Source organism: Actinoplanes rectilineatus (assembly GCF_000962825.1).
GTDB lineage: Bacteria > Actinomycetota > Actinomycetes > Mycobacteriales > Micromonosporaceae > Actinoplanes > Actinoplanes rectilineatus.
Window position 1 is genome coordinate 29,279 of the sequence record NZ_JZKF01000060.1, and the last position, 12,106, is coordinate 41,384.

The following is a 12,106-nucleotide window of genomic DNA, read 5'->3' on the forward strand; positions in this document are numbered from 1 at the left end:
GCGAAAGGACGGTCCCCGTGGGTTGGTGGCGCATCGATACCGACACCCTGGCCGGCAGCCGTTTCGTGCTGTCGCCCCTGGCGGAGACGATGGCCGCGCTGATTCTGCTGCGCTGGGACAAGGCGGAGCACCCCGGCGACCGTGAGTGGCTGCGGGCGCACCGTCCCGCATATCTCGCTCACCTCGCGGATGAACCGGCGACTCGGGCCCTTGTCGAGCTCGCGGTGCAGCCCCGCTGGCTGGCCGATTTCATGACCCTCCCGGCGGGCGACGAGGAGCGGCCGTTCGAGGAGGAGGTCGCGGTGGTGCGCGCGGCCACCCGGGTGGCGGCCCGCGCCGACCTCGGGCCGTTGCCGGCCGTGCTCGAGGACGCCGACCTGGGCGGACTGGCCGCCGACCTGATGACCTGGATCTGGCGGCGGATCGTCGAACCGGACTGGCCCCGGCGCCGGCGCATCCTCGAAGCCGACGTGGTCGCCCGCACCCGGCAGCTCACCCTCGGCGGGTGGGAGGCCGCGCTGGGCCGGATGCGTACCGGAATGCGGTGGCTGGGCCAGGGGCGTTTGCAGATCAATGCATACGATTACCCACCCCGTGATGTCTCCGGGCAGCGTCTGGTCTTCGTCCCGGTGAGCATGTCCAACGGATGGGTGTCGTGGGACGGGCCGGAGAGCCGCCGCTGCGCGGTGATGTATCGCTGCTCGGGGCTTCTCGCCGACGTTGGACGAGCGGTGCCCGGCGCACTGGGACGTCTGCTGGGCGCGGGCCGGGCCCGGGTGCTGGTGGAGGTCGGGCGCCCCAAGAGCACCAGCCAGCTGGTGGCGGTCACCGGGCAGGGACTCGGATCGGTCGGGCGGCATCTGAAGGTGTTGCTGGAAGCCGGCCTGGTCGGCCGGCGGCGGGCCGGCCGGAACGTGCTCTATGCCCGGACGGCGGCCGGGGATGCGTTGGTCCGGGCGGCCTCCGCGGAGTGAGCCGCGCGTGTGGCTCGTCTGCCTCACCGGGTGTCTCCTCTCTTCTGCACCGGCTCTGCGCTGTCGGCGCCGGTGCTGAACGGCCGTCTCGGGGCCCTGTGCGATGTCGAGTTTGAGGTCTGCCCCAGGGGCCGACTCAAGCCCTGCGGCGGGCCGATCTGCTGTCGATCATCTGTTCGAAAAAGGCGCGGTGAGGTGGCCCTGAAGGTTGCCTTTTTGTCGTAGGGGGGTGCTAGTCTCTGGGGCAGTTAGAACGGATGTTCGAAAGGGTGTTCGTTCCGGCGAGGGAGCGTGTTTCGCGGCTCGTCTCCCGCCCGCGGCGCCCGCGAAGCGCCGCACGCGTGATCCGGGCATTCGCGGGCTCGGATTCGCATCAGGCAGGCCGTCGCCCGTCGCCTCCGACCCCCGGTGGCGGGCGACGGACCCGCCTACCGGTGTCCGGCCGGGTGTGGTGTGGGGAAGCTTCATGCCCGGCCGGCCGCCATCTCGCGAAACGGTGTGCGCTGCGTCTTCCTCCGCGGCACGGTTCGACCCAGTCGGATGCGGAACAGGCGAGGAGAAACGACCATGGCGAGCACCACGGCCGCAACGGCCCGCACGGCTCCCGGCTTCAGGACGGTTCCCGGACCGGCGCTCGTCCCGAGCCCGGTCGAACCCATGGCCGATCCGCGCCCAGCGCAGGCCGATCCGCGCCCCGCAGGGACGGGGGTCATCCCGGCTCAGGCCGAGCCGATGACCACCCCGAACGCAATTTCCCCACGTCAGGCTGCCCCCGTGCGCGGCACGGCTGCGGGCATGTCGCGGTCCAGCGTGGCGGAGATGTCACCCACCGGGGCGATGGATGCGTTGCCGGCCCGTGCAGCGTGCGGGTCCCTGTCCAGCGCGGCGGACATGTCGGCTTCCAGCTCGGAGGATGTGTCGCCGACGAGCGCGGCGGACAGGTCACGGTCGGGTGGGGCGGACATTCCCGCGGTGCCGGCGCACATGCTTCCGCATCGCACGCCCGCTCAGCTGCTGGTGATCGCCCGGCAGAGTCTTGAGGAGGCGGTGCACACCACTCCGGACGGTTTGCGGTTCGCGGCGGCGCATCTGGCGGCGTTGCGGGCGGCCGCCGCGCTGCTCGCTGCTCGTGCCCGGCCGGCCGGGCCGGGGCGCCGCACCCGGGCGACCAGTGTGTGGTCGCTGCTCGTGCTGGTCGCTCCGGAGTTCAGCGACTGGGCGGGTTACTTCGCCCTCGGTGCGGGCAAGCGCGCCGCGGCGGAGGCCGGCATCCCACAGGTGGTGAGCGCCCGTGAGGCGGACGACCTGGTGCGCGCCGCCGAGCAGTTCGTCGCGGTCGCCGAGTCGTCGCTGGGCCTGACCTGCCAACCACCACTGGCCGCGTGACCGGGTGGGGATGTTCCCGGTCGCAGCCGGCCCTCAGCCGAACCGCACCCGCGGACAACCTGACAGCCGCCGTCACGCCTGCGATCAACAGAGCGGCGTCTGTCGGCTGCCGGGCAGTCAGCGTTACATCTACGGACAGCCAGGCGGTCGTCATCTCCTCTGCCACTGTCATCTCTTCCGACAAGTGGACGCCGTCTGCTGGTTGCCGGGCGGTTGACGTTGTGCCTGTGGACGGACGGGCGGTGGTCACCGCTTCTGCCGTCGGCGGGGAGTGTCTGCCGGTTACGTGAAAGACAGCGGCGTGTCTGTGGGCAGTCGGGCAGCGGTCGTCGCGCCCACCGCGAGCGGGACAGTCCCTGCAACCGGCCGTGGTGACCGTCCTCGGCTCCGAGCTCGCGCTGGACTTCGGCGGTGTGTGACTTCGCCGTGTCGTGACAGTGAGCTTCCGAGAGGGGCGGCATCACCTCGCTGCGGCGGCGAACGCCCGCAGAGGGTGGCTTCGCTTCGTTGTGGTGGCCCGTTCAGGACGGGTGGCTTCGCTTCGTCGGTGTGGTGACTGTCCGACGGGTGGTCCTGCTTCGTCGTGGCGGTGAACGTGGTCTGAATCCGGATCCGGGAGCCGTGCTCGTCGGTGGGGCGGCCGCCGGGTGATCCGGTTGCTTTGGGCTTCGGCACACCTCAGCGGCGGTAGGTGGGTGGTGAGCGGGGAGATGCGGAACGGGGCGGGGACGTGGCGGGGCGCATGATCGGCAGTGCGGTGGCCCTGACGGAGTTGGTGCGGCCGGCTACCGGAAGTGACGAGACGGGTGTGCACCGGATGCTGCCGGTGGCGCCCGAGCTGGGTGGGCTACTGCCTGGGCAGGGGCTTCGCCGGGGGAGCACGGTGGCTGTGGCGTACGGCGGGAAGAACAGCTTGACGCTCAGCGGTCGGCAGAACCGTCGTGAGGCGGGGGCGGACGGCTGGCGGAAACCTGAGGGCGGGCTGCGGGGTTCCCGGGTGGCGGCGTTGGCCTCCGTGCGGGAGCGGGCCACCGACGCCGGTGGAGGTACCTCGCTGATGCTGTCGTTGCTGGCCGCCGCGTCCCGGGCCGGAGCGTGGTGTGCCGTCGTCGGGGTGCCGGAGTTGGGGGCGCTGGCCGCGGCTGAGAGTGGCGTCGTGCTGGAACGGCTGGCTCTGGTGCCGGAGCCGGGGACGGAGTGGCCGACTGTGGTGGCGGCTCTGATCGACGGGGTGGACGTGGTGGTGGCGGCTGTTCCCGGGCCGGTGCCCGGCGCGGTGGCCGGTCGGCTGGCGGCCCGGGCCCGGCAGCGCGGATGTGTGCTGGTGCCGTTCGGGGACTGGGCCGGGGCGGACGTGACGTTGGAGGTCAGCTCCGGGCAGTGGGAGGGGATCGGAACGGGCCGGGGGCGTCTTCGGCGCCGGGAGGTCACCGTGGTGGCCCGGGGCAGGGGCGCGGCCGCCCGGCCGCGGGAGATGACCATGTGGATGCCCGGGGTCACGGTCCGGTCGGAGCCGGCCGGGACCGGGCGCGGGCGACTCACCGTGGTGCCCGGGACGAAAGCGGTGTCCGGAGCGGGAGCGGTACTCGGGGCGAAAGCGGTGTCCGGGGCGGGAGCGGTGTCCGGGGCGGGAGCGGTGCCCGGGACCAGAGCGGTTCCCGGCGCGAGAAGCGGGGAGATCTGATGGAGACGGCCGCGCGGATGTTGCTGGTGTGGTGCCCGGACTGGCCGGTCGTCGCCGCGGAGATCGTGGACGGGATCCCGGCTGACGCGCCGGTCGCGGTGTTCGCCGCCAACCGGGTCGTGGCCTGCTCCGATGCTGCCCGGCGGGAGGGGGTACGGCGGGGGCTGCGCCGACGGGAGGCGCAGGGCCGGTGTCCCCGGCTGATCGTCGTGGAGCACGATCCGGTGCGGGACGCCCGGGCGTTCGAGCCGGTGGTGGCCGCCGTCGAGGAGGTGGTGGCCGGCGTCGAGGTGATCCGGCCGGGTGCCTGTGCGGCGGCGGCGCGCGGCCCGGCCCGGTATTTCGGCGGGGAGGAGGCCGCGGCCGAACGGATCGTGGAGCAGGTGGCGCAGGCGTGCGCGGTGGAGGCGCAGGTCGGGGTCGCGGATGGCGTGTTCGCGGCCGGGATCGCGGCGCGGACCGGGCGGGTCGTGGCGGCGGGGGAGACACCTGACTTTCTTCACCGCGTACCCCTGGAGGCTTTGGAGAGGCCGCAGCTGACCGACCTGCTGCACCGGCTGGGGGTGAAGACGCTCGGCGAGTTCGCTGCGTTGCCGGCCGGGGACGTGCTGAACCGGTTCGGGTTCGACGGGGCGTTGTCGCATCGGCTGGCGTCCGGGGCGGATCATCGGCCGCTTGCGGTGCGACGGCCGCCGGTGGATCTGACCGTCGAGGAGACGTACGACGAGCCGCTGGACCGGGTGGACGTGGCGGCGTTCGCGGGCCGGGCCCTGGCCGAAAGGGTTCATGACCGGCTGGCCGCGTACGGGTTGGCCTGTACGCGGCTCGGGGTGGAGGCGGTGACCGCGGACGGTCAGGAGTTGTGCCGGGTGTGGCGGCATGACGGCCTGCTCACCGCGGCGGCCATCGCCGAACGGGTGCGCTGGCAACTGGACGGCTGGCTGACCGGGGCGCGGCGCCGTGGACCGGAGCGTCCCACGGCGGGGCTTGTCCGGTTGCGGCTGGTGCCGGACGGGGTGTTGGCGCATGTCGGGCTGCAGCCGGGCCTCTGGGGAGACACCGGTACGGAGCGTGACCGGGCGCATCGGGCGTTCAGCCGGGTGCAGGGTCTCCTCGGGCCGGAGTCCGTGGTCACGCCGGTGTTGAGTGGCGGTCGGTCGGCGGACGACCAGGTGCGACTGGTGCCGTGGGGTGACGAGCGGGTGCCGGTACGGGAGGGCGCGGAGTCGTCGGAGCCGGTGCCGGGAGTGGCCACCGTGCCGGTACTGGACCGGGCGACGAGTCCGCCTCTGTTCATCATCGGCAGCGCCGAGAACCGGGAGACGAAGGAACAGGGCGAGATCGGCGTCCGGGTCAAGGTGCGCCGCAAGCGGGGCCGGGGCCGGGCCGTCGTGCTGCCCCCGTGGCCGGGCCGTCTGCCGCGCCCGGCGCCCGCGGTCGTGCTGCCCAGCCCGTTGCCAGCAACGGTTCTCGACGGCGCGGGCCGACCGGTCGGTGTCAGCGCCCGGCTCGAGGTGACCGAGGCGCCCGCCACCCTGGCTCTCGATCGTGGACGACCGATGGCGATCACCGGTTGGGCGGGTCCGTGGCCGGTGGACGAGCGCTGGTGGGCGCAGGACGAGGCCCGGCGGCGGGCGCGTTTTCAGATGGTGCTGGACGACGGGCGGGCGCTGCTGGTCTCGCTCGACGGCGGCCGGTGGCTGGTGGAGGCGATCTATGACTGAGCGGGTTCGGCGATGAGTTTTCACAATCCGGCGGTGCCGTGGCGTGATCTGGAGAGGGCGCTCGGCGACGGCGGTGACGCCCCGGCCTGGACGCACAAGCGGGAGCCGTACCGGAAGAGCCCGGCACTGATCCGGTCGGAGAGCAGTACCGCCTACGCGGAACTGCACTGCCACACCAATTTCAGTTTCCTGGACGGCGCCAGTCATCCCGAGGAGCTGGCCGAGGAGGCGGCGCGGCTGGGCCTGACCGGGCTGGCGGTGACCGATCATGACGGCTTCTACGGGGTGGTGCGGTTTTCCCAGGCGGCTCGTGAACTGGGGCTTCCCACGATTTTCGGCGCCGAGTTGTCGCTGGGACTGTCCCGTCCGCAGAACGGCGAGCCGGATCCGGAGGGCCTGCACCTGCTCGCTCTGGCGCACGGCCATGAGGGGTACGCCCGCCTGGCCCGGGTGATCTCCCAGGCGCAGCTGCGCGGTGGTGAGAAGGGACGTCCCGACTACGGCGATCCGGAGCAGATCGCCGAGGTGCTCCGGGATCACGTGCTGGTGCTGACCGGCTGTCGTAAGGGGATCGTCCCGGCGGCTCTGGCCACCTGTGGTGTCGAGGCGGCGGCCCGGGAGCTGGACCGTCTCGTGGCGCTGTTCGGCGCCCCGAACGTGGCCGTCGAGTTGACCGACCACGGCGACCCGTACGACGAGGACCGCAACGACGCGTTGGCCGCGCTGGCCAGGAGCCGCCGGCTGGAGGTGGTCGCCACCAACAACGTGCACTATGCGACGCCGTCCCGTCGCCGGCTGGCCACGGCTCTCGCCGCGGTCCGGGCCCGGCGCAGCCTGGACGACATGGACGGTTGGCTGCCCGCGGCCGGCGCCGCCCATCTGCGCAGCGGGGACGAGATGGCCCGCCGGTTCCGGGACTATCCGGGTGCGGTGGCGAACGCCGCGATGTACGGCGAGGACCTGTCCTTCGATCTGGACCTGGTGGCGCCGCGGCTGCCCGACTGTCCGGTGCCGGACGGGCACACCGAGATGAGCTGGCTGCGGGAGCTGACCATGCGCGGTGCCCGGGAGCGCTATCCCGGCGGGGAGCGGAAGGCCTACGAGCAGCTGGAGTACGAACTCCGGATGATCGAGGAGCTGGGGTTCCCGGGTTACTTCCTGGTCGTCCACGACATCGTGCGGTTCTGCCGGGAGAACCGGATCTACTGCCAGGGTCGTGGGTCGGCGGCCAACTCGGCCGTCTGCTACGCCCTGTTCATCACGAATGTCGACGCGGTCCGGTATGGCCTGCTCTTCGAACGGTTCCTGGCGCCGGAGCGGGACGGCCCACCGGACATCGACGTCGACATCGAGTCCGACCGGCGGGAGGAGGTGATCCAGCACGTCTACCGCAAGTACGGGCGGGAGCACACCGCCCAGGTCGCCAACGTCATCGCGTACCGGCCCCGGTCGGCGGTACGCGACATGGCGCGGGCGTTCGGATTCTCCCCGGGCCAGCAGGACGCGTGGAGCAAGCAGATCGACCGCTGGGGTGACGTGGCGACCGCCGAGGACATCCCGGACCAGGTGGTCGAAGCCGCCAACGCGGTCCAGGACTTCCCGCGGCACCTCGGCATCCACTCCGGCGGCATGGTCATCTGCGACCGGCCGATCATCGAGGTCTGCCCGGTGGAGTGGGGCCGGATGCCGAACCGCAGCGTCCTGCAGTGGGACAAGGACGACTGCGCCGCCGTCGACCTGGTCAAGTTCGACCTGCTCGGGCTGGGCATGCTGTCCGCGCTGCACTACGCCTACGACATGATCGACGACGAGCTGGACATCGCCACGATGCCGCTCGACGACGACGAGGTCTACGAGATGCTCTGCCGCGCGGACTCGGTCGGCGTCTTCCAGGTGGAGAGCCGCGCGCAGATGGCCACGCTGCCCCGCCTCAAACCCCGCGTCTTCTACGACCTGGTCATCGAGGTGGCGCTGATCAGGCCGGGGCCGATCCAGGGCGGGTCGGTTCACCCGTACATCCGAAGGAAGAACGGCCTGGAGAAACCCGCCGTGCCGCACCCGCGCATGGAGAACGCCCTGGCCAAGACCCTGGGGGTGCCGCTCTTCCAGGAGCAGCTGATGCAGTTGGCGATCGATGTGGCCGGTTTTGACCCGTCGGAGGCCGACCAGCTGCGCCGGGCGATGGGTTCGAAGCGCTCGGCGGAACGGATGGAGAGGATCAGAAACAGACTTTACGAGGGCATGGCAGGCAACGGGATCACCGGCGCGCTGGCCGACGATCTGTTCCACAAGCTCTCCGCGTTCGCCAGTTACGGCTTTCCGGAGAGCCACGCGATGAGCTTCGCCTATCTGGTGTACGCGAGCGCATGGCTCAAGCGCTACCACCCCGCGGCGTTCTGTGCGGCCCTGCTCAACGCGCAGCCGATGGGCTTCTACTCGCCGCAGACGCTGGTCGACGACGCGCGGCGGCACGGTGTCGAGGTGCGGCGGCCGGACATCAACCTCAGCGACGCCGCGGCGGTCCTGGAGAGCACACCGGAGAGCCGGCGAAGATCCGCGGCCGGGGAACCTCCGCACGCCTGGGGGCTGCGCGGACCGGCCGTCCGGCAAGGTCTCTCCGCTATTCGTACGATCGGAGCAGAGCTCGCCGCAAGGATCGAGGAGGAACGGGACAACCGTGGTCCGTATCGGTCAATGACGGATCTCGCACGGCGTACCGGATGCTCCACCGCGCAGCTCGAGGCGCTCGCCACCGCCGACGCCTTCGCGGGCTTCGGCCTCTCCCGCCGGGAGGCGCTGTGGGCCGCCGGAGCCGCCGCCCAGGACAAACCGGACCGTCTCCCCGGCACGGTGACCGGTGTCGAGGCGCCCATGCTGCCCGGCATGAGTGACGTGGATGTCCTGGTCGCGGACGTGTGGGCGACCGGATTGTCGCCGGACACGCATCCGGCCCGGTTCATCCGGGACGACCTCACGCGGGCCGGGGCGCTGCCGATCGACCAGCTCGGCGGTACCGAGGCGGGCACCCGGATCCGGGTCGGCGGGATCGTCACGCACCGGCAGCGGCCGGCCACCGCGGGCGGGGTGACCTTCGTGAACCTGGAGGACGAGACCGGGATGCTGAACGTGACCTGTTCGCCCGGGTTGTGGCAGCGCTACCGGCGGGTGGCGCGGACCAGTACGGCGCTGCTGGTGCGGGGGCGTCTGGAGAAGGCCGAGGGGGTGTTCAACCTGGTGGCGGACCGGCTGGACGCGGTGACGCCACCAGTAAGTCCGACTTCTCGTGATTTCCGGTGATAAGAACGGTAGGAGGCTTATCGTGCAGCATGATGCGAACTCCGATAGTCCTCGTCGCGGCGGCCGCAGCCCTGGTGGGCCCGGCCTCGCCGGCCGCCGCCGCCGAGAAGTCCCAGATCACCCTCACCTACATGGCCAAGGCGGGGTACGCCACCGCGGTCAGACTGACCTGCGACCCGGTCGGCGGCGCCCATCCCCGGGCCGCCGAGGCGTGTGCCGAACTCGCGCGTACCGGCGCCGATCCGGACAAACGCGAGGCCGACCCCACCATGTGCATGATGCTCTATCAACCGGTCACCGCCCAGCTGGCCGGCAGCTGGCGAGGCAGAACGGTGGCGTGGGAGCGGACCTACGGCAACACCTGCGAGATGAACCGCGCCACCGGGGTCCTCTTCACGTTCTAGAGAATGGGACGGCCGTTAGTCTGCTCGGGTGGAAACTTCTGCGCGCACGGCACGCCCGCTCGTCACGGCCCGCACCGCGGCGGTCTGGACCGTCCTCCGAGCTGAGCTGGAGCGGCACGCCGGACGCGAGCTGACCGTGCTCGACGTCGGCGGCGGCACCGGTGGCTTCGCGGTGCCCCTCGCCGAGGCCGGGCACGCCGTCACGGTGATCGACGCCAGCCCCGACGCGCTCGCCGCGCTGACCCGGCGCGCCGCCGACGCCGGGGTGGCCGACCGGATCACCGCGGTGCAGGGCGACGGCGACGCGCTCGCCGGCCTGGTCGCGCCGGGCAGCGCCGACCTGATCCTCTGCCACTCGGTCCTCGAGATCGTCGACGACCCGACCGGCGTGCTCGCCGCGATCACCGCCGCGTTGCGGCCCGGCGGCGCGGTGAGCCTGCTGGTGGCCAACCGTGCGGCCGCCGTCCTGAACCGGGCCGTCAACGGCCAGCTGCGGGCGGCGTCCGCGCTGGTCACCGATCCGGCCGGCCGGGCCGGTCCGCGCGACACGCTGCTGCGCCGCTACGACGCGACGAGCGCCGGCGACCTGCTCACGGCCGCGGGACTTCAGGTCGAGGCCACCCATGGGGTACGCGTGTTCGCGGACCTGCTGCCGGCCGCGGTGATCGAGGAGGACCCGCAGGCGGTGCTCGAACTGGAGACGGCCCTCAGCTCCCTCAGCCCGTTCCGGGACATCGCCTCCCAGGTTCACCTGTTCGCCCGGCGGCCGGCCTGATCATGACTTTCGACGACGGTCTGCACCCCGACGCGCTGCGGACCGTGGCGCCCGCCTACGGCACCGGCAGCCTGGCCGATCTGCTGCCCAGCGTGTGCGCGGTGCTGAACGTCCCGGGCGCGGAGGACGTGCTCGGTCTCGGCGCCCGTCTCGACGAGATCACCAAGGTCGCGGTGCTGCTCGTCGACGGCATGGGCGCCTACCAGCTGCCGCTGATGGCGCCCCTCGCCCCGGTGCTGGCCGACCTGGCCGCCGGTGGACGCGGCCACGCCGGGACGCTGACCGCGGGTTTCCCCTCGACCACCCCGGTCAGCCTGGTCACCCTCGGTGCCGGAGTGCCGCCGGGGGAACACGGCATCCTCGGGTTCACGGTCCGCCGGCCGGACGGCGGCGTGCTCACCCACATCTCCTGGGGCGACGACCCGGACCCGCGGCTCTGGCAGCCGGTGCCGACCTGGATGGAACGGGCGTCGGCGGCCGGCGTGGCGGTCAGCGTGGTGAGCCGGCCCGCCTTCGAGGGCAGCGGGCTGAGCCTGGCGGCGAACCGGGGCGGCGTCTACATCGGCGCGGCCGACGGTCCGGCGGTGGCCGCCGGAATGCTGGCGGCGCTGCGGGCGGCGACCGGGCCCGCGCTGGTGTACGGCTACCACCCGGACCTCGACCACTACGGGCACGAGGACGGGGTCGGTTCGCCGACCTGGCAGGAGGCGGCCCGGGGTGTGGACCGGCTGCTCGACGAACTGGCCCACGGTCTGCCGCCGGGTGCGGCGCTGCTGGTGGTCGCCGACCACGGTCAGCTGAACGTGCCGGCGGAGGGCCGTCTCGACATGGCCACCACGCCGGCGCTGGCCGACGGGGTGACGGGGGTGGCCGGGGAGCCCCGGGTCCGGTACCTCCACACGGCGCCGGGCGCCCGGGACGGCGTGCTGGAGACCTGGCGCGCGCTCTCGGATTCTCTGGTGCTCTCCCGGGACCAGGTGATCGACGAGGGCTGGTTCGGTCCGGTGCCCGCGGCGCACGCCGACCGGATCGGTGACGTGGTGATCATCTGCCGGGGGAGGGAGCTGGCGCTCGCCACCGGATGGGAACCGGAGAAGGTGGGGCGGTTGGTCGCGTACCACGGGTCCGTCACCGCCGCCGAAATGACGGTTCCGCTGCTCATCGTACGATGACGACCCATCCGGGCCGGTCGATCGGCGAGCCCTTTCCGGGATCATGCGTCAAGCCAGCTCACCGCGGGTGAGGGGAGTCATCCGTACGGGTGATCGGCCGGTGTAGCCGGTCTTTTGGGACGAACCGATCTTCGGAGCACGGAAAATCACCCGCACTCGGCGGTCGTCCCGCTTTCCGACCCGCCGACCCGCTCGTAGACTTGCGTGGTAAGGCAGCCGACGGCTGCCCCGCATCATCACACCTGCACCACCACCGGCTCCACCACGGAGCCGGACATGCGCCCGGGGAGGAATGCCGTGCCGCTCTCGGAGCACGAGCAGCGGCTGTTCGATCAGATCGAGCGGTCGCTTGCCGAGGACCCCAAGTTCGCCTCGGCTGTGCGGGCCAGCGACCCGCGTTTTCACGCACGGCGCCGGCTCATCATCGCCGCGTTCGTCATCGTGCTGGGTCTCGCCCTCGTTGTCTACGGGACGGTGAGCCAGAGCACGCCGCTCGGTGTGGCCGGCTTCGCGGTCATGCTCGGCGCGGCGGCGTTCGCGATGCAGTCCCGTCGTCGTGGCCAGGCGCCCGACCTCAAATCGGTCGGGGGCACCGCGACGCGGCGCACGCGGCAGGGCGGCCGCCGGGGTGGACTGATCGACCGGCTCGAGGAACGGTGGCGCCAGCGGCCGGAAGGTCATCGCTGACCC

The 12,106-nt window shown here is 72.1% G+C and carries 10 protein-coding genes; 9 read left to right on the forward strand and 1 reads right to left on the reverse strand.

Features of this window, described 5'->3' with window-relative positions:
* Positions 1–17: 17 nt before the first annotated feature.
* Positions 18–974 (forward strand): ArsR/SmtB family transcription factor, encoded by a 957-nt coding sequence (locus tag WH85_RS32820; RefSeq protein WP_045745956.1) that lies wholly within the window; start codon positions 18–20, stop codon positions 972–974.
* Between the two features lie 761 nt (positions 975–1,735).
* Here the strand turns inward: WH85_RS32820 and WH85_RS32825 are convergent.
* Complete coding sequence (locus WH85_RS32825) at positions 1,736–1,939, reverse strand: hypothetical protein (protein WP_157411359.1); 204 nt, start codon at positions 1,937–1,939, stop codon at positions 1,736–1,738.
* Positions 1,940–1,958: 19 nt separating this feature from the next.
* Between WH85_RS32825 and WH85_RS32830 the strand changes: the two genes are divergently transcribed.
* From WH85_RS32830 to WH85_RS32865, 8 genes are all read left to right on the forward strand, one after another.
* A complete protein-coding gene (locus tag WH85_RS32830) occupies positions 1,959–2,360 on the forward strand; it encodes an SAV_6107 family HEPN domain-containing protein (protein ID WP_045745958.1) in 402 nt (133 codons plus the stop codon).
* 730 nt (positions 2,361–3,090) lie between these two features.
* Positions 3,091–4,044, forward strand: a complete 954-nt coding sequence (locus tag WH85_RS48260) for a hypothetical protein (protein WP_245674193.1) — start codon at positions 3,091–3,093, stop codon at positions 4,042–4,044.
* Positions 4,044–5,768 carry a DNA polymerase Y family protein gene (locus tag WH85_RS32840; RefSeq protein ID WP_045745959.1) on the forward strand — a complete coding sequence of 575 codons (1,725 nt, stop codon included), beginning with the start codon at positions 4,044–4,046 and terminating at the stop codon, positions 5,766–5,768. The genes WH85_RS48260 and WH85_RS32840 overlap by 1 nt, the downstream gene beginning before the upstream one ends.
* Positions 5,769–5,780: 12 nt before the next feature.
* Positions 5,781–9,065 carry an error-prone DNA polymerase gene (locus WH85_RS32845; RefSeq protein ID WP_045745960.1) on the forward strand — a complete coding sequence of 1,095 codons (3,285 nt, stop codon included), beginning with the start codon at positions 5,781–5,783 and terminating at the stop codon, positions 9,063–9,065.
* A 32-nt stretch (positions 9,066–9,097) separates the two neighbouring features.
* On the forward strand, positions 9,098–9,469 hold the full coding sequence (locus tag WH85_RS32850; RefSeq protein WP_245674194.1) for an SSI family serine proteinase inhibitor: 372 nt from the start codon (positions 9,098–9,100) through the stop codon (positions 9,467–9,469).
* Between the two features lie 28 nt (positions 9,470–9,497).
* Positions 9,498–10,244, forward strand: coding sequence for a methyltransferase domain-containing protein (locus tag WH85_RS32855; protein WP_045745962.1), 747 nt, complete (start codon positions 9,498–9,500; stop codon positions 10,242–10,244).
* Between the two features lie 2 nt (positions 10,245–10,246).
* The gene (locus WH85_RS32860) at positions 10,247–11,416 is read left to right on the forward strand and encodes an alkaline phosphatase family protein (protein ID WP_083449430.1); all 1,170 of its coding nucleotides are present in this window, start codon (positions 10,247–10,249) and stop codon (positions 11,414–11,416) included.
* A 297-nt stretch (positions 11,417–11,713) separates the two neighbouring features.
* Positions 11,714–12,103, forward strand: a complete 390-nt coding sequence (locus WH85_RS32865; RefSeq protein WP_045745964.1) for a DUF3040 domain-containing protein — start codon at positions 11,714–11,716, stop codon at positions 12,101–12,103.
* The last annotated feature ends 3 nt before the right edge of the window (positions 12,104–12,106 follow it).

Excerpts from the sequence above, each read along its gene's own strand:
- WH85_RS32825 (WP_157411359.1), bottom strand. The coding sequence starts at position 1,939 with ATGTCCGCCCCACCCGACCGTGACCTGTCCGCCGCGCTCGTCGGCGAC.
- WH85_RS32840 (WP_045745959.1), top strand. The coding sequence starts at position 4,044 with ATGGAGACGGCCGCGCGGATGTTGCTGGTGTGGTGCCCGGACTGGCCG.
- WH85_RS32860 (WP_083449430.1), top strand. The coding sequence starts at position 10,247 with ATGACTTTCGACGACGGTCTGCACCCCGACGCGCTGCGGACCGTGGCG.
- WH85_RS32845 (WP_045745960.1), top strand. The coding sequence starts at position 5,781 with ATGAGTTTTCACAATCCGGCGGTGCCGTGGCGTGATCTGGAGAGGGCG.
- WH85_RS32850 (WP_245674194.1), top strand. The coding sequence starts at position 9,098 with ATGCGAACTCCGATAGTCCTCGTCGCGGCGGCCGCAGCCCTGGTGGGC.
- WH85_RS32830 (WP_045745958.1), top strand. The coding sequence starts at position 1,959 with ATGCTTCCGCATCGCACGCCCGCTCAGCTGCTGGTGATCGCCCGGCAG.